The sequence below is a fragment of the Ectobacillus sp. JY-23 genome (genome assembly GCF_023022965.1).
In the GTDB taxonomy this organism is placed as follows: Bacteria; Bacillota; Bacilli; order Bacillales; family Bacillaceae_G; genus Ectobacillus.
In genome coordinates, this window is the sequence record NZ_CP095462.1 from 1,210,100 (window position 1) to 1,228,179 (window position 18,080).

General features: G+C 40.0%; 20 protein-coding genes and 1 other annotated feature. All 20 genes read right to left on the bottom strand.

What is annotated here, in order from left to right; translation table 11 throughout:
• Positions 1-162: 162 nt before the first annotated feature.
• Positions 163-492 (bottom strand): TraR/DksA family transcriptional regulator, encoded by a 330-nt coding sequence (locus MUG87_RS06235; protein WP_247086547.1) that lies wholly within the window; start codon positions 490-492, stop codon positions 163-165.
• A gap of 221 nt (positions 493-713) precedes the next feature.
• Positions 714-3,479 carry an isoleucine--tRNA ligase gene (ileS, locus tag MUG87_RS06240; protein WP_247086549.1) on the bottom strand — a complete coding sequence of 922 codons (2,766 nt, stop codon included), beginning with the start codon at positions 3,477-3,479 and terminating at the stop codon, positions 714-716.
• Between the two features lie 51 nt (positions 3,480-3,530).
• Positions 3,531-3,741, bottom strand: a binding site (T-box leader).
• 51 nt (positions 3,742-3,792) lie between these two features.
• Positions 3,793-4,296 (bottom strand): DivIVA domain-containing protein, encoded by a 504-nt coding sequence (locus MUG87_RS06245; protein WP_124563597.1) that lies wholly within the window; start codon positions 4,294-4,296, stop codon positions 3,793-3,795.
• Positions 4,297-4,377: 81 nt separating this feature from the next.
• Positions 4,378-5,142 carry a YlmH family RNA-binding protein gene (locus MUG87_RS06250; protein ID WP_247086551.1) on the bottom strand — a complete coding sequence of 255 codons (765 nt, stop codon included), beginning with the start codon at positions 5,140-5,142 and terminating at the stop codon, positions 4,378-4,380.
• A 10-nt stretch (positions 5,143-5,152) separates the two neighbouring features.
• Complete coding sequence (locus MUG87_RS06255; protein WP_247086553.1) at positions 5,153-5,416, bottom strand: YggT family protein; 264 nt, start codon at positions 5,414-5,416, stop codon at positions 5,153-5,155.
• Between the two features lie 6 nt (positions 5,417-5,422).
• Positions 5,423-5,866 (bottom strand): cell division protein SepF, encoded by a 444-nt coding sequence (locus MUG87_RS06260; protein ID WP_124563594.1) that lies wholly within the window; start codon positions 5,864-5,866, stop codon positions 5,423-5,425.
• A 13-nt stretch (positions 5,867-5,879) separates the two neighbouring features.
• Positions 5,880-6,548 carry a YggS family pyridoxal phosphate-dependent enzyme gene (locus MUG87_RS06265; protein WP_247086555.1) on the bottom strand — a complete coding sequence of 223 codons (669 nt, stop codon included), beginning with the start codon at positions 6,546-6,548 and terminating at the stop codon, positions 5,880-5,882.
• Positions 6,545-7,354 (bottom strand): peptidoglycan editing factor PgeF, encoded by an 810-nt coding sequence (pgeF, locus tag MUG87_RS06270; protein ID WP_247086557.1) that lies wholly within the window; start codon positions 7,352-7,354, stop codon positions 6,545-6,547. Before pgeF ends, MUG87_RS06265 begins: the two co-directional genes overlap by 4 nt.
• 102 nt (positions 7,355-7,456) lie before the next feature.
• A complete protein-coding gene (locus MUG87_RS06275) occupies positions 7,457-7,735 on the bottom strand; it encodes a YlmC/YmxH family sporulation protein (protein ID WP_247086559.1) in 279 nt (92 codons plus the stop codon).
• A 176-nt stretch (positions 7,736-7,911) separates the two neighbouring features.
• Positions 7,912-8,691, bottom strand: coding sequence for an RNA polymerase sporulation sigma factor SigG (gene sigG, locus MUG87_RS06280; RefSeq protein ID WP_247086561.1), 780 nt, complete (start codon positions 8,689-8,691; stop codon positions 7,912-7,914).
• 74 nt (positions 8,692-8,765) lie between these two features.
• On the bottom strand, positions 8,766-9,485 hold the full coding sequence (gene sigE, locus MUG87_RS06285) for an RNA polymerase sporulation sigma factor SigE (protein ID WP_124563590.1): 720 nt from the start codon (positions 9,483-9,485) through the stop codon (positions 8,766-8,768).
• A gap of 41 nt (positions 9,486-9,526) precedes the next feature.
• Positions 9,527-10,432, bottom strand: a complete 906-nt coding sequence (gene spoIIGA / locus MUG87_RS06290; RefSeq protein ID WP_247086563.1) for a sigma-E processing peptidase SpoIIGA — start codon at positions 10,430-10,432, stop codon at positions 9,527-9,529.
• A 168-nt stretch (positions 10,433-10,600) separates the two neighbouring features.
• Positions 10,601-11,728 (bottom strand): cell division protein FtsZ, encoded by a 1,128-nt coding sequence (gene ftsZ / locus MUG87_RS06295; protein WP_247086565.1) that lies wholly within the window; start codon positions 11,726-11,728, stop codon positions 10,601-10,603.
• A 39-nt stretch (positions 11,729-11,767) separates the two neighbouring features.
• A complete protein-coding gene (gene ftsA, locus MUG87_RS06300) occupies positions 11,768-13,039 on the bottom strand; it encodes a cell division protein FtsA (RefSeq protein WP_247086567.1) in 1,272 nt (423 codons plus the stop codon).
• 128 nt (positions 13,040-13,167) lie between these two features.
• Positions 13,168-13,518 carry a small basic family protein gene (locus MUG87_RS06305; RefSeq protein ID WP_247086569.1) on the bottom strand — a complete coding sequence of 117 codons (351 nt, stop codon included), beginning with the start codon at positions 13,516-13,518 and terminating at the stop codon, positions 13,168-13,170.
• A 1-nt stretch (position 13,519) separates the two neighbouring features.
• On the bottom strand, positions 13,520-14,209 hold the full coding sequence (locus tag MUG87_RS06310) for a DUF881 domain-containing protein (protein ID WP_247086571.1): 690 nt from the start codon (positions 14,207-14,209) through the stop codon (positions 13,520-13,522).
• Between the two features lie 14 nt (positions 14,210-14,223).
• Positions 14,224-14,916 carry a DUF881 domain-containing protein gene (locus tag MUG87_RS06315; protein ID WP_247086573.1) on the bottom strand — a complete coding sequence of 231 codons (693 nt, stop codon included), beginning with the start codon at positions 14,914-14,916 and terminating at the stop codon, positions 14,224-14,226.
• Positions 14,913-15,677 carry a cell division protein FtsQ/DivIB gene (locus MUG87_RS06320; protein ID WP_247086575.1) on the bottom strand — a complete coding sequence of 255 codons (765 nt, stop codon included), beginning with the start codon at positions 15,675-15,677 and terminating at the stop codon, positions 14,913-14,915. Before MUG87_RS06320 ends, MUG87_RS06315 begins: the two co-directional genes overlap by 4 nt.
• Positions 15,678-15,772: 95 nt before the next feature.
• Positions 15,773-16,681 (bottom strand): UDP-N-acetylmuramate dehydrogenase, encoded by a 909-nt coding sequence (murB, locus tag MUG87_RS06325; protein ID WP_247086577.1) that lies wholly within the window; start codon positions 16,679-16,681, stop codon positions 15,773-15,775.
• Between the two features lie 284 nt (positions 16,682-16,965).
• Entirely contained in the window at positions 16,966-18,063 is a 1,098-nt protein-coding gene (gene spoVE, locus MUG87_RS06330) for a stage V sporulation protein E (RefSeq protein WP_247086579.1), read from the bottom strand.
• Between the last annotated feature and the right edge of the window lie 17 nt (positions 18,064-18,080).

The window sequence follows — 18,080 nt, forward strand, 5'->3', positions numbered from 1 at the left end:
AGATATAATATAAATAAGTAAAAGTAGCTTTCTTAAACATATCAACTACGTGTAAAACCTATTTGTACGAAATCGCTTTTCTTTTTACATATGGTCATAGTCGAAGCACCCATTTTTATCTCAATCCCAAAAACGTTAGTATCTCTATTTGTATCCAATACATCATACCGTTAAGCGTTCGTAAGAAAACTCATATATAGTACGTGCTGTCGGCATAATACGAAGTTGCTCAATAGGAATTACATCATGCGTATCCTCACATATACCATATATACCCAAATCGATTTTTGCTAGGGCGTGTTCTACATCCTTCAAATCCGCTTGTATATGATGAAGAACGGTCTTTTTCTTACGCTCCTCTTCCCTTACAACACCAAATAGCTCTTCACTCATTTCTGTATAATAGGAGGCCTTCTCTTTTTGCAGGCGCGACTGTAATTCTTCGCGTATTAATTCCAACTCTTTTCTGATGTCATCATAAGCTGCATTCACGTTGAAATCCCTCCGTCTTCTGAAGTTGTAGCTATAGTTTGTCCGAAAAGAATCTCCTTAGCTAACACACTTTTTTCCTATTTAGAAAAGCCTCCTTTATCACTAAGTTAAAAAATCTATCTTAAAAGTTCAACCATACATCTAAAAAAATAAACTCGTGGCTTTAATACAGCCAAAAAAACAAAGAGGCTGTCCCGAATAACAGGACAACCTCTTTGTTTTTATTTTACATAATGTTCTTTTACAACAGACGCACAGCGTGTACATAATGTAGGATGCTCTGCATCTTGACCAACCGTTGGGGAAACAATCCAACAACGTTCACATGTTTCTCCTTCAGCAGGTTTTACAACCACTGCGGCATGCTCATATGTTTTCGCCTCAGCAGGTGCTTCTTCCTTCACACCTGCTACTGCAAATCCAGATACAATGAAGAGTTGCTTAACGTCTTCCGTAATAGAGGAGAGCAATGCTTTCATTTCATTTGTTGGATACAATGTCAAGCTTGCATTTAGGGATTTACCAATAACTTTTTCGTTACGCGCTTCTTCCAATGCTTTTAACACATCATCGCGCAGCATTAAGAACGCATCCCATTTTTGCTTAATTGCAGCACTGCCTTCTATTTCTACAGGCTCTGGCATATCTGTCAGCTGCACGCTTTCTTCTGTTGCACCTGGTACATACACCCATACTTCGTCAGCTGTATGAGGCAGAATTGGTGAAACGAGCTTTGTCAGTGCTACAAGGACTTGATATAACACATTTTGGATGGCACGGCGATCGCGGTTATCTGCTCCCTCGATATATAAAATATCTTTAGCAAAATCTAAATAAAACGAACTTAAATCAATCGTACAGAAATTATGAACGGCATGATAAATTGCAGCGAACTCATATGTGTCGTACGCTTCTTTTGTTTTACGAATTAAATCGTTTAACTTTACAAGCATATAGCGATCTACTTCACGCAATTCGTATACTTCCATCGTATGAATGCTTGGATCAAAGCCGTCTAAGTTCCCAAGCAAGAAACGGAATGTGTTACGGATTTTGCGGTATACTTCAGCCACCTGTTTTAAAATATCATCAGAAATACGAACGTCAGCTTGATAATCAACAGATGCTACCCATAGACGTAAAATATCGCCGCCAAGCTGGTCTAAAATCTTCTTTGGTACAACAACGTTACCAAGTGACTTACTCATTTTGCGACCTTCTCCGTCCAACACAAATCCATGACTCAGCACACCCTTATATGGTGCCTTTCCTGTCACAGCAACCGCCGTTGACAAAGAAGAGTTAAACCAGCCGCGATACTGGTCAGATCCTTCCAAATATAAATCAGCAGGACGCTGTAAATCATCACGTTCTTCCAATACTGCTTGATGGGAAGAACCGGAGTCAAACCATACATCCATAATATCCGTTTCTTTACGGAATTGACCGTTCGGGCTTGATGGATGTGTAAAACCTTCAGGCAGAAGATCTTTTGCATCACGTTCAAACCAAATGTTAGAACCATGCTCACGGAACAATGCCGCTACATGATTAATCGTTTCATCTGTAATAATCGGGTCATTGTTTTCCGCATAAAACACAGGAATCGGAACACCCCATGCACGCTGACGGGAAATACACCAGTCACCACGATCACGTACCATGTTGAATAAACGTGTTTCTCCCCATGCAGGTACCCATTTTGTTTCTTGCACTGCTTCCATCAACTCTTTACGGAATGAATCAATAGATGCAAACCACTGTGCAGTGGCACGGAAAATAATTGGCTGTTTTGTTCTCCAGTCATGCGGATACGAATGCGTGATAAAAGTCAGCTTTAATAGAGCGCCCACTTCCTCTAATTTTTGCGTAATTGGTTTATTTGCTTCATCGTAGAATAATCCTTCAAAGCCCGGCGCTTCATTTGTTAAGTAGCCCTTATCATCAACTGGACAAAGCACATCCAAACCGTATTTCTGCCCCACTTGGAAGTCGTCTTCCCCGTGTCCAGGTGCTGTATGTACACAGCCCGTTCCGGCATCTGTTGTTACGTGCTCGCCAACCATAACAAGCGAATCCCGACCGTATAGTGGATGCTTCGCCACTACATGCTCAAGTTCAATACCTTTAACTGTTTTCACAACAGACGTTTCTTCCCAGCCCATTGTTTTTGTAACTTCCTCAAGTAGTGCAGATGCAACAATATACTTGCTGTCATTTGCTTTGACAATGCTGTACTCTAAGTCAGGATGTAAAGAGATACCTAAGTTTGCAGGAATAGTCCAAGGTGTTGTTGTCCAAATAATAAACTTTTCGTCACCTTCTAGTACACCTTTACCATCCTTTACATCGAATGCTACATAAATAGATGGAGATTTTTTGTCTTTGTACTCAATTTCAGCTTCCGCCAATGCAGATTCACTTGTCGGAGACCAATATACAGGTTTCAAACCTTTATAAATATAACCCTTTTTCGCCATATCACCGAATACTTTAATTTGCTGCGCTTCATATTCTGGCTTCAATGTAATATACGGATTGTACCAGTCCCCGCGCACACCAAGGCGCATAAACTGTTCACGTTGACGGTCTACTTGCTCATAAGCATACTCTTCGCACAACTTGCGAAACTCTGCAACTGTCATTTCTTTGCGCTTTACCCCTTTGTTCGTGAGCGCTTGTTCAATTGGTAACCCGTGTGTGTCCCAACCTGGGACGTAAGGGGCACAAAAACCATTCATGGATTTATAGCGAACGATAAAGTCTTTTAGTACTTTATTTAGTGCATGTCCCATGTGAATGTCGCCATTTGCGTACGGTGGTCCGTCGTGCAATACAAATAATGGACGATCCTTTGTGCGCTCCTGTACTTTCTCATAAATGTCCATCTCTGCCCAATTTGCTTGTATATCCGGCTCACGCTTTGGCAAATTGCCGCGCATCGGAAATTCTGTTTTCGGCATTAATAATGTGTCTTTATACTCCATGCAATGTTCCTCCTAGCGTTTTGACAAAATAAAAAGACCTTCTCATCCCTAAAAAGGGACGAGAAGGTCTCCCGCGGTACCACCCTAATAGACTGCAAGCAGTCCACCTTGTATTCGTAACGTGAATGAACGCCTTCCGCTTACTGCATTTCAGCGGGGAACTCCAGGGTGATATTCCTTCTTTTTCTTATCTCGAGCTTTCACTATCCTCGATTCGCTTTATAAGATACAAAGAAGTACTTGTCCCTATCCTCGTTTTTATCAAAACATATTTGTTATTGAATTATATGTAATTCTGATGAAAACGTCAAGCTTACAACGTTTCCTCTTGTTTTAAAAACGCTGTTTCATCCTCAAGCTCAAGAAGTTTGTCCCAGTCATCATTGCTCAGCATATCAAGTTGCGCTTCTAACAGCATGCGGAAGCGGCTACGGAATACTTTGGACTGTTTTTTTAATTCTTCAATATCAAATGAAACTTTACGGGATTTCATTAATGCTTCATTAATAATACGATCAGCATTTTTTTCTGCTTCTCTCACAATCAACTTCGCTTCTTTTTGTGCATTGCGCTTCACTTCTTCTGCCGCTTCTTGTGCAATTACAATGGATTTATTAAGAGTGGCTTCAATGCTGGAAAAATGACCTAACTTTTGTTCAAGTTCCGCTACTTGCTCCTCTAGCGCTTTTTTCTCGCGAAGCGCCAATTCATAATCCTTAATTACTTGATCTAAAAACTCGTTTACTTCGTCTTCATCATAGCCGCGAAAACCACGACTAAATTCTTTATTATGAATATCCAATGGTGTCAAAGGCACAGACGCCACCTCCAGTTGTTTGTTTTATATAAGTTAATGTATACTTCGACAAAACCAGCCGTATTCCTGCTTATTCCCTGGTTATTTTAATAAACCGTACATAATTTTCCATTTATCTCGTTTTGATTTGCCATCAATCGATAAAATTTTTGCTCTCCCGTGTCCTCTTGCTGACAAAACGTCACCATTAAAGCATTCGTATGATGGTTGTTCTACCACCTTCCAGTTTACTTTTACGAGACCGCCTTTAATCAATAGCTGCGTCTTTTGACGAGATATGTTGAACATTTCAGCAAGAAGAGCATCAACACGTAACGACGAAACGGTGCCGTTTTTTTCTGTCCATTCCTCTGCAGGTAAAATAATGCGTTGCCCTTCCGCAGATGAAACACTAACCTTCGCCTTTCCAACAGATTGCAAATTCATGATAATATAATCCGCAATCTCTTTCGCAACAAATAAATATATTTCATCTGTACCGATGAAGATATCACCGTACTTTTCTCGCTTCAGTCCAAGCGACATCAGTGCCCCAAGCATTTGGCGATGCTCAATGGAGAAAAATTTAGTAGCATATTGAATACGCAACACTTCTATTTGAAAATCTGCTACGTTTGGTTCGTAATACGGAGGTAATATGAGCGCTCGCCTTCTCTCTGTCCCATTGGCACCGCCGTAAAACCGGACTGCTTCGTCCGGCATTAAGGCGTCGATTATCTGCTGCTCACGCGGATCTAAGAAGTCAGTTAACTTCATTTTATAATACTGCTCTGCACTGTTTCTCCATTCTATTACGCGATCAACAAATACAGCTTCCTCCGGTCGAAAATGATCATAAATACTCATCTCTTATCCCCTACGAAATCATATACAACAATCGTCTAAGGCCATCTCGAGCAAAGCCAAGCACAATAATAGCAACAATTGGAGAAATATCAATTACACCAAGCGGCGGAATAAAACGACGAAACGGCTCTAGATACGGCTCACAAATACGAGCTAGAAAATGCCCAAATGCCGAATCACGTGCTCCTGGCAGCCAAGAAAGTAAAATGTACACGATTAGTGCATAGTAATACACTTGAAATATCGTGAGAAGTACAGACGAAAGCAATCCCATCTAACCTTACCACCTTTTTATATTAGAATGTTCTTCATCACCAAGCAGTTCTGATATTGCACCGACAATATCCACATTTTCAGGTGTGCAGATGAATGTTTTAATACCTAGCTTTTGAATATCGCCACCAATAGCATATACAGTGCCACTTAAGAAATCAACAATGCGAAGTGCTTGGTCCGTTGGCATACGCTGCAAATTAATTACAACAGCACGTTTACTTTTTAAATGATCAGCTACGCCTTGAGCTTCAGAATATGTACGCGGCTCTAATAACACAACTTTTGCACCGCTTTTTCCTTTATCAATACTAATTACATTTTGTTTTTGCAACGTTTTTGTAAACGGAATTTCTTCATCCATTTTTTCTTCCATCTCCATTCCGTAATCCATCTGCTGTCTCTCTTCTGGTGTGTCAAAGAAAAAATATTTCACCTTTGACCAACTCATATCTGTCTCCTCCTTACTTCACTAAAATAGTCCCTAAGCGAATGAACGTTGCCCCCTCTTCCACAGCTATGGAAAAATCGTTTGACATCCCCATTGATAGCTCGCGGCATGGCGCATGAGGTAACTCTTGAGCTTGCACCTGCAATTGCAATTCTTTTAATTGTCTAAAGCAATGGCGAATTTCATTTGTGTTCTCCGTATAAGGCGCCATTGTCATAAGTCCAACTACTTCAATTTTATCGTATATTGCGAGCTGTTTAATAAAATCAAGCGTTTCACTTGGAGAAATTCCTTGCTTAGCTTCCTCGGCTGAAGTCTTTACTTGCACAAAACACCGTATCCGTTTTGTTGCACGCTTTTGAATTTCAGCCGCCAGTGAAAGTCTGTCAAGCGAATGGATATAGTCGACTATGTTAATAATGTCTTTTACCTTGCGAGTTTGCAGTGAGCCGATAAAATGCCAAATAGCTCTCTCTCCAATTTCTTCATGTTTTGCAAGCAAGCCTTCATTGCGATTTTCACCTAGGTGTAGCACACCGGCGTCTAGCACCTCCAGTGCTTTTTCCGTTGTCACACTTTTTGTTACAGCAATCAATGTTACTTCTTGCGCCCGTCTTCCAATACGAGAACATGTTTGTTCTAATTCTTGCTTTACATACGCTAGATTCGTTACAACCGTCAACTGGAAATTCCCTCCCTAAATCCAATAAAGCTCATCATTCTTCCTGTCTTTCCTCGATCGCGTCGATGTGAAAAAAACAATTTTTCCTCGCAGCTTGTACAATAAGACGAAGTGATGATATTTTCTTCGGGTATACCACACTGTAAGCAAAGTAATCTATTAATGGTTTTTAAGTCTATTTGGTACTGTCCCTTCTCCACTTGCTTTGGTTCATAAGTTACCACTTTTTTCACTGCATCCATTACCCGATTATCTACAACATAACAGCAATTACCAATAGACGGGCCAATGGCAACGTGAATATCAGTCAGTGGGACACCTTCTTCTTGCGTCCACTTATGAATCATGTTACACGCAATCTCTTTTACAGTTCCCTTCCATCCTGCATGCGCCAAACCAATTAAATGATAAGAAGGAGCATAAAAATAAAGCGGTACACAATCTGCATAACAAGACGTCAAAAGAACGTCCGACTCGTTCGTGTATATTCCATCCGTACCCGCAATACTTTCTCTGTATTCATACACACCTTTTCCACAATCCTGTTTTGTAACCTTTTGTACAACGTTTTCATGCGTTTGTTCAGAACAAATCCATGTACGCATTGGAAAGTGAAGTTTGCGTGCAAGAAGACGGCGATTTTCATGCACGTCTTCTTGTCGATCTTCAACATGTAGTCCTAAGTTAAGAGAGGCATATGGAATAGTACTGACACCTTTCTCTCTCGTTGTAAACCCTGCTGTAACGGCTTCCCACTCAGCTACATACAAAACACCAGCTTTATACTGAAAAGGATCTTGACTCATATTACAGCTCACCTCAAATGTTGTGGTACTTCTTGTCTATTTTACCATACTTTTATTTTTTCATGATGGCAATACAAAAGTTAAAAGAAATTGTAATATTTTTTATGAAAATGTCGTAGTTTGTATTTCTTCCTGTGAAAATTCTGCCTGCTGTACCCGAACTAAAATAACATCTTCCCCAATTTTCACAATTTGCTTCCACGGAACGATGAGTTCCTCCTCTTTCCCAAATAACCCCAGCATACGTCCTTGCTTCATAATGATAACAGCCTGAATCTTTCCAGTCGCAACATCAATATCGATGTCCCCAATATGACCAAGTCTTCTTCCATCTGCCACGTTTACCACATCTTTAACTTGAAACTCTGAAATACGAATCATAATAGCAACTCCTTTTTATAGGTCTTAATAACGCAGGTAATACAAAATACAAAAGAGGACAGCCATTGCGATAAAATTATTAAAAATAAGTTTATCATACTACATCCATATCACATTATATGTCCTGTATTCACACCCTATGAAATAAGAAAACCTTACCGAGACCGGTAAGGTTTTCATCCTTGAATCGTTTTATTCATTTGCTTAATTGCGGATTTTTCCAGCCTAGAAACCTGCGCTTGAGAAATTCCAATCTCCTCAGCCACTTCCATCTGGGTTTTACCTTGAAAGAATCGCTTGCGAATAATCATCTTTTCTCGATCATTCAATCGCTTCATGCCTTCTTTCAATGCTAATTCCTCTACCCACTGCTCATCTCGCTGTCTATCATCACTTAATTGATCCATAACAAAAATAGGATCGCCGCCATCATTGTAAATGGGTTCAAACAGCGATACTGGGTCTTGAATTGCATCAAGAGCAAAGACAATCTCTTCATGGGTTACACCAAGCACCTTGGCAATATCAGCTGCTGTCGGTTCTTTTGAATGTTCAGCAATTAATTTTTCTCTTACTTGTAACGCTTTGTATGCAATGTCTCGCAAAGAGCGAGATACACGAATGGGATTGTTATCCCGTAAATATCTGCGAATCTCTCCAATGATCATGGGTACAGCATATGTTGAGAATTTAACATTTTGACTTAGATCAAAATTATCAATGGATTTCATTAATCCTATGCATCCAACCTGAAACAAATCATCAACAAATTCCCCTCTATTGTTGAATCGCTGAATGACGCTTAAAACAAGCCTTAAATTTCCATTTACAAGCTTTTCTCTCGCGCTTGTTTCACCGGATTGCATTTGTTGAAACAATTTTCGCATTTCATCATTTTTCAGTACTGGAAGTTTTGATGTGTCTACACCACAGATTTCTACCTTGTTTCGTGTCAATGTCTTCCCTCCTACTGGGAGTTGCTGTACAGTGTAAAGTATCTCCTGTGGAGGGAATTTTATGCACGAACTTGTCACACCATCTTGTTAAACTCTTTACGAAGGCGCTTAATAATGCGCTTCTCGAGCCTAGAAATATAGGACTGTGATATGCCTAGCATATCGGCAACATCCTTCTGTGTTTTTTCTTCATTTCCGTCAAGCCCGAATCGTAATTCCATGATTTGCTTTTCACGGTCATTAAGCTGATGAAGCGCCTTAACTAGCAAATGCCGATTTACATTTGCCTCTAAATCTTTTGTAATAATGTCTTCTTCCGTTCCAAGGACATCGGATAACAACAACTCATTACCGTCCCAATCAATATTAAGTGGTTCATCAAATGACACCTCAGAACGATTTTTGTTGTTTCGGCGCAAATGCATTAAAATTTCATTTTCAATACATCTAGAGGCGTATGTAGCCAATTTAATTTTTTTCTCCGGATTGAATGTGTTTACAGCCTTAATTAAACCAATCGTTCCAATGCTAATTAAATCTTCAATATTAATACCTGTGTTTTCAAACTTACGGGCAATATACACTACTAAGCGTAAATTACGCTCAATCAATAAAGCACGAGCAGTTTCATCACCATTAGGAAGCTTATTTAGCAGCATTTCCTCCTCTTCTTTTGTAAGGGGAGGCGGCAATGCTTCACTTCCTCCAATATAATAAATTTCATCGGTCTTAATTCCTAGCTTTCTTAATACTTTATACAGTAGATATGTAAAATACAACTTCAGTTTTCCCATTCTTTCTCCTCCTTTGTCATTACATTTCTTGTAAATCTCGTTTAAGCCGTAGTGGATAGCAGCATTTTAGGATGCACAATACATGTATACTCTTGATCTGAAGATAATGTTGTATGACTAAGTCCAATTAGCACATGATGAACCGTAATTTCCTTTTCCTCAGCATACAAGCGCACACTGTCAGGCTTTACAGCCAATAAAAATTGATGATTGTGTCCAATCGCTCGATAGGGAATAATTCGGATACGATTAAGCCAGCTTTCATCATAATGCCTCGTCTCCGTGAAAAGCGTTGCATGTTTCGCTTGCTCTTTCAACCAATCCGGAAATAAATCTCCCATTTTTTGTACTTCAACAATCATAACCGGCGTTTTGGTAAGAGGATCATACAATTGATTGCCGCTATCAATTAATCCACTGCAGGCAATACGCTTGTTACCAATCTCAATTTCAACCTGAATAATTTGATCGTATCTAATCTTGGTCATCTCAAGCTCTTCCAATCTAGCTTTTGAAAAGTAATACATGACAGGAAAACCAACTACAACAAATAACCAGCTTACAGGGTCACCAAAGGAGGAAGTTTGAATTGATGTAATATCTCGCAAAGCTGATGTTTGCACAAAAAAGTGCATTCCCAGCAATCCTCCTCCTACCATAAATGTAGCAAAATAAAACATGAGTAACGTTTGGAAAAAAGTTCGAATACGTGTAAAGCCAAAGGTGACATAAATAATACATATAGAGTATAAAAGCTTGGTAAATGGATGTGTCATGATAGTAGCAAATGGAGTAAAAGCAAAAATCACAATAGTAGAAGCCAACAGCGCTCCGAAAAGCAGACGCCTTTTTTTCACCTTGCGTTTTAGAATAATAGATGTAAGAAACAGTAGAAGAAAATCAATACATACGTTTAGTAGCCAAATAATATCCGCGTATACAATCAAACGTTCACCTCTTTTCGGTGTCGGTTGAAACCAGTATAAAACACAAGCCATAGGAAAGTCTGTCAATTCGTGCTATAAGTTTTTTGTTATTTTGCTGTTTTGAGAGAGATTATGTCAAAAAGATAAAATAAAAAAAAACGAGCCCTTAAGGACTCGCTTTTCTTTATCTTATCTTCTGCGACGATTACGCAAGAAAGCAGGAATATCAATATCTTCTACTTGTGGATTGCGATCTACTACAGGCTCCTCACGCTTTACCTCGCGTGGCTTTGGTTGTGGTACAGCTTGTGTTGTAGCGGCAACTGTCGGTCTTACAAGTGGTTTTGGAGGTTGTACCGTCACACTGTCATCAAATCCAGTTGCGATTACAGTAACAACAATCTCATCTTTTAAGCTCTCATTAATAACAGAACCAAAAATCATGTTCACTTCTAAATCTGATGCAGATGCCACAATATCAGCCGCTTCTTGTACCTCGTACAAGCTTAAGTTAGCACCACCGGTAATGTTCATTAATACACCTTGTGCCCCGTCAATAGATGTTTCTAATAGCGGGCTGGAAATTGCACGTTTTGCAGCCTCGGCAGCCCGATTTTCTCCAGTTCCAATACCAATTCCCATTAAAGCAGAACCGCGATTAGACATAATTGTTTTTACATCCGCAAAATCGAGGTTGATAAGTCCCGGTACTGCAATCAAGTCGGAAATGCCTTGTACACCTTGGCGCAGTACATTATCAGCTTCACGGAAAGCTTCTAACATAGGTGTATTTTTATCTACAATTTCAAGCAATCTGTCATTTGGAATTACGATCAAAGTATCCACATTTTCTTTAAAGGCTGTAATACCTGATTGCGCCTGGTTCGCACGCTTACGCCCTTCAAATGTGAAGGGACGTGTTACAACACCTACAGTCAAAGCACCCAGCTCTTTTGCGATTTGTGCAATAACAGGCGCTGCTCCGGTACCTGTGCCTCCTCCCATACCTGCTGTTACAAATACCATATCAGCACCGCGCAAAGCTTCTTGAATTTGCTCTCGGCTTTCTTCAGCTGCTTTTTTTCCTACCTCTGGATTTGCACCGGCACCAAGACCTCGTGTAAGCTTACCACCAATTTGCATTTTAATTTCTGCTTTAGATAAATTAAGAGCTTGTGCGTCCGTATTCACTGCGATAAAATCAACACCTTGCACACCGTGCTCAATCATTCGATTTACAGCGTTGTTTCCACCACCACCTACACCTATTACTTTGATGTTGGCTAACTGGTCATGAGTAATATCAAAATCTAACATAATTAAAATCCCCCTAGAACCTCATTTTTCATTCAATATTTAATCCCACAGATAGCGGAAGACTTTCTTAACCTTAGAAACCATCCGTTCTTCTTCGCGAGGTTTTGGCTTGGCCTTGGGTTGCGGAACAGGAACCGGCGAACGTCTCTCAAAAACCTCTGGAATCTCCTGGACTTTTCCGCGTAGCTTTGCTTTTTGATGTGCGCTTCTAATTAAACCGACACCTGTTGTGTACTGTGGTTCACGTACTCCGATATGATCAGGAGTTGCGATGCGGACATTATTTTCAAGAACCTCTTGCGCCAATTCAACAATCCCTGGCAAAGAAGCAACACCGCCTGTGATAATGTAACCGTTTGACAAGTGCTTGATACCTAGACGATATAACTCTTGTCTCACTAATAGTAGTATTTCTTCAAGACGTGCCTCGATAATATCAGCTAATTCCACCTGTGAATGCTGTTCTCGCTGCTCATTCATGCCAATTACAGTAAACACTTCTTCTTCAGAAGCTGTATCGTAATAAGCATGTCCATGTTTTAACTTAATTTGTTCTGCATTCTCAGTAGACGTTTTTAAACCAATTGCAATATCTTTTGTAATATGGTCGCCGCCTACAGGCACAACGCTGGCTGCTGTTAGCTCTCCTTCTTGAAACACAGCAAACGTCGTTGAGCCGCCGCCAATATCAATGAGCGCCGCTCCCATGCTTTTATCATCCTTGGAAAGGGCAAGGTTTGCAGCAGCTAAAGGCTGTAAACAGATATCAGAAATCTCTAATCCGGCTCTTTCTACACAGCGAAGTAAATTATGTAGCATTGTTTTTGTACCCGTTACCAATGTGCCCTGCATCTCAAGGCGTACCCCAATCATACCACGCGGATCATTAATTTCTTCTAAACCGTCCACAATAAATTGCTTTGGAATGACATCTACGATTTCACGCTCTGGTGCAATGGAAACAACTTGTGCAGCTTCAAGCACACGTTGCACATCTTCATTTCCAATCTCCCGATTTTCACTCGATACAGCGACAACTCCGTGACAAGAATGCAGTTGAACTTGATTAGCGCCTACTCCAACCACAACGCGCTCAATCGGTATACCTACCATGCGCTCAGCTTGCTCAATTGCTTTTTTAATAGACTGTACAGTTTCATCTATGTCAACGATGGAGCCTTTTTTCAAACCGTTTGATTTTACATTTCCAACGCCTATAATGTTTAAGGTATCATTAACCATCTCACCAATGATAACTTTAACATGGGACGTACCGATGTCAAGACTAACATACATTTCATTGCTGTTCATACTGTGGCACCTCCTTTTTTATTTATAACATACGAACACATCTATTGAACAACAATTATCGCTTTCTATTTATAAGAAAAATATTCCACGTTGCCGTACATTTCCCTTTTTTTGCAACAATATTTTTCTTATTTTTGCTTGGTTCCCATCCATTTCGCTAGAGCTAATCTACGAATCACAGCGATGTTTTGGAACAATCTCACTCCAAAAGCGAAGATTGCCGCTAAATATAAGTCTACACCAAGATGTACTCCCAGAAAAGCTAAACTTGCAGCCAAGATTATATTAAAAAAGAATCCTGAAATGAAAACCGCTTCATCGTACATATTTTGCAAGTGTGCTCGTATCCCGCCAAAAAGAGTATCCAGCGCCGCTAAGAGAGCAATGGATAAATAACTAGCATATTGCTCAGGAATGATTATGTTAGAACTAAGTCCCAACGCGGCACCGATAATAAGAGCAAGTATTGGAAGCCACATCCTACTTCTCCTCACTTTCTGCTTTCATAAAATTTGTTCGAATTGTATGATCATATTTTTTCACCGTTACTTCTGGAGATTTTGACATAGTCATCTCAATATTATCAATTGCAAAATGGTCAAATGAAGATGAAACCTTCATTCTGTCATATAACCTTTGTCCATTTTCAGAAATCACACGAATTTCAAATGGTAAGGATGGAAGTGGTGTATTATTTACTGACACCCTACCGTTTACATCTCGAACTGCACTCGTCACGACAAGGCGCTCATTCGCAACTTGTATTGCACTTGCTCCATATGTATTTAGTTCATTGATTAATCTTTGCAGCAACTGCGGCGAAACTACGGCAGGCTCTTCTGTGAAAAGTGGTCTAAGCTCTAACACAATACCGTCCCCTGTTACATCCGTTAAACCGGCTTGCTCTCGTAAATCAGCTAACGTTTGCTGCAAGGCTTGTTCTTTACTACCAGCAATTTTTGTTTCATAAGCAGATAATCTCTCTTCCTGCCGACGTACTTCCTTTAACAGTTCTACTTGTAATTCTTGCTCTGTTTTTAAGCTTTCTTTGAGCTGCCATTCACTTCTTGTGTCTTGTTTATCTGGTTGTTGAATAGCCTTATATTGAACAGCTAACATAAGCCCTACGATAAAAGCGATGAGCGTAAAGCTACCAACTTTTCTATTCATTCTTTTCACCAACTCTATTTTTCATAATATCGTTCAAAAGTAAGGTCTGATTTTGTTTGTAGTTTTACTGAAATATTATCGCGTAGCAATCTATCTATTACGCCACCTTTTATATTGAGCGCTTTTGATAATACATCACTATTTCCCATTGCTGTAATGATAAAAGGAGCCGGATGCTCAGTCCCATTCACATTTACTACAGGGCCAATACAGGTAACAAATGAATGTGCTGTCAACCGCTGACCATTAATTGCTATTGCATTTGCCCCGGATGCATACAATTCATTCAACACCATTTGGATATGACCATCGTGGACAAGGTAATTATTTATATTTTTATCGCCGGGTATTTTTGTCGCATCTGCTAAGGTAAGTTCTATCCCGGCTCCTTTCACTTTTGCTCTCCCTAAATACATACGCAATTCTTCCACTTCTTTTACCGCATCAGAGAATTGTTTCTGTTGATCTCCTAGCTTCTTCTCCTCAGCTCGAACTTTTTTCTGTAAATCCGCTACTTTTTTTTCAAGCGCTGCGTTCGCCTTTTCCTGCCGAATCAAACCCGAACGAAGTTCATATTCACGATCCCATTGCTTATCACGTTGTTGCTGTGGTTCTCTTTTAGCGGTAAGGGCGTAAGAATAAGAAATCATAAAACCAAGAACAAGACATACAAGCGACAGCAACGCATAATAACCTTTTATTTTCACGGCGTTGCTCCTCCTTCATTTATGTACTCAATATAAGCCGCTACATCTAAATGAATGCGGGCTTTTGAACCAGATTTGACTTGTTTCACAATCAGTGGATATGCCTCCATGCGCTTTGCAAAGTCTTGTATCGTCGTACTGACTTCATAGCCTTCATTCATATATAGCGTAACATGTAAGGCATCTGCCCCTTTAGGCGTATATTTAATTTCTGATATTGACCGAAATACACTATCAGATAATAACTTTAGTTCTTCTGATAACTGAACTAATTTTTCTTTTTCTGAAAAATCTATAATCAGAGGAGCAGCCACAGGTAATTTGTTATTTTGTAAAGCAGGCATGGTTTGTCCGTTTTCCAAGAGAGGTATGGTCCCCTTTTCCGTTTGTAAGAAGCCAATTGTTTTATATTCTGTAATCTCAATGTCAATCTTATTAGGCAATATTTTGTTTACAGCAGCATGCTTTACTTCAGCTTTCTCCTTCAATTTCTTTTCTGCCTGCTCCGGTACTACTCGAAAATAGCTGGATTGCAAGGTTATTCCTGCCGTCTTTAATACTTGTTGTTTCGTCATATAGTGGTTCCCTTTGACTGTTATACTACCTATGTTGCTAAAAGGGGAGCGAAAGTAAACCAAAAATAGCACCAGCAGAAACAAAATTGATATATATAAAATCAGTCGGCGATTGCTTTTTTTGCGCTTTTGAAGCTTCAGCTTCGGAACGCGGTCTTCTAATTGAATTATTTTCCCATCTTTCATACTGGTTCCTCCCCTAACCGATGTACATAAAGAACGGCATGTAGATACATGCCGTTCTTTTCTTTTTATTATATCATATCTTTATCCATATGAACCTACTGTCTTCCAATGATTTCAACTTCTGTATGCATTTCTACATGAAACTTTTCTTTAATCTCGCGCTGAATGAATGCAATTAAGTCCAACACATCCTGGGCTGTTGCATTTCCTGTATTTACAATAAAATTGCCGTGCATAGAAGAAATCTGCGCTCCTCCAATTTTATAGCCCTTTAATCCTGCTTTTTCCACTAAATTGCCGGCATAGTGCGGAAGAGGGTTACGGAAAATACTTCCTGCACATGGATAATTCCAAGGCTGTGTGTCACGTCGATAATCTTTGTTTTGTTGAATACGTGCAAACACTTCATCACGATTTCCTTCCTGTAGCTGCAACTCTGCTTTCAGCACAATACCAGGACGTTTCTTTTGAAGGACAGATGTACGATAAGAGAACTCCAATTCCTTATTACTTAACCATTCTACATCTCCATTTTCAAACATAACCAATGCACGTGTCACAATCTCAGACATATCCGACTTGTGGGCCCCTGCGTTCATATATACAGCCCCCCCGACACTACCAGGAATACCGCCAGCAAACTCTAAACCAGCCAACCCTTGACGGCTCAGCAAAGTCGCCAATTTAATAAGGGGATACCCCCCCTCTACGCTTACCTTCGTTCCCTCTACTTCTAAGTGATCCAACCCTTCTCCTAGTTTAATAACAACACCCTCAATTCCTTTATCAGACACAAGGAGGTTAGAACCACGTCCAATCGCTGTCCATTTTGTACCGTGCTGTTTTACAAGCTCTAATGTATTTAGTACACCTTCTGTACTGTTAGGAATAACCATAATGTCCGCCGGTCCGCCAATCTTCATCGTTGTATGACGCGCCAAAGGCTCATTTACTAATACCTTCCCGACATTTCTTTCATGCAATTCCTTTACCAATTGTTCCATGCTGCTCTCCCCCATACGAGTTCTTCAATATACTATGCATGATATTCACCTAGTGTTTATACGACAACAAGATGCTCATCTTGTAAAAGTTAATTTGTTTATAACATATATTATTGTCAATGCAATTAAGATACTTTGTTTATGCTTGACTGTCAATGTTGTTACTTAGATGAAGAGATAATGACTTCGACTTCAACTAATAGAGACTTATAATTAACATTATACTTTATCATGACTACAAATAAACCTCTCTATTAAGAAGAGCCCTGCTTTGCAAGCAGGGCTTAATAACGAGAATGTCTGCTTATATTTAAAAGCACACCTACACCCATGAGCATTAATGTCAAGCTCGAACCACCATAGCTTAAAAATGGCAAAGTAATACCTGTTACCGGCATCAGCCCGGTAACAACCCCAATATTAATCATAACTTGTATGGCAATCATTGCTACAATGCCAACTGCTAAAAATGTTCCGTACAGATCGGGGGCTCCTAAAGCCACCCGAATCCCTCTCCATAGTAACAAACTGAACAGCAACAATAAAAATGAACCTCCTATGAATCCAAGCTCTTCTGCTAAAATAGCAAAAATGAAGTCTGTTTGCGGTTCAGGTAAATAATAAAATTTTTGCCTGCTTTGTCCAAGACCTAGACCGAACAAACCACCTGGACCTATTGCGTATAACGATTGAATAATTTGAAATCCGCTTCCGAGCGGATCAGACCATGGGTCTAAGTAGGATGTAATTCGCTTCATACGATAAGGAGCTGAAGCGATGAGCGCTACAAAACCACCTATCCCCATCATCCCCAGCACTGCAAAATGCATAATTCTGGCGCCCGCCACAAAAATCATCACAACACAAGTTCCAACCATAACAGTTCCTGTTCCTAAATCCGGCTGCAACATAATCATTCCAAATGCAGTAAACACAATTCCTAAAGATGGAGCCAACCCACGCTTAAAAGTTGTAATTACTTTTTGCCGTTCGGATAAAAATTTTGCCAAAAAGATAATCATAGCAAACTTCATAAACTCTGACGGCTGAATTGAGAACGCGCCTATACCGATCCAGCTCCGCGCACCACCGCGCACCATCCCTATCCCAGGGATTAATACAAGTACTAAGAGCGCAAAGCAAACAAGTAAAATGGTTTTCGCATGTTGCCTCCAAAACCAATAATCAACCCTCATAATAAAACCCATTGCAATAATTCCAACGCCAGCAAAAAGCAACTGGCGTTTTACAAAGAAAAAGGAATCGTGAAACTTATACGTCGCCCATACGGCACTGGCACTGTATACCATAATCATGCCTACCGTCAACAAAAGCAACGTTGCCACCACAATAATGAAATCCGGGGCTTTTTTCGTCGGCAATACACAACACCTCACAA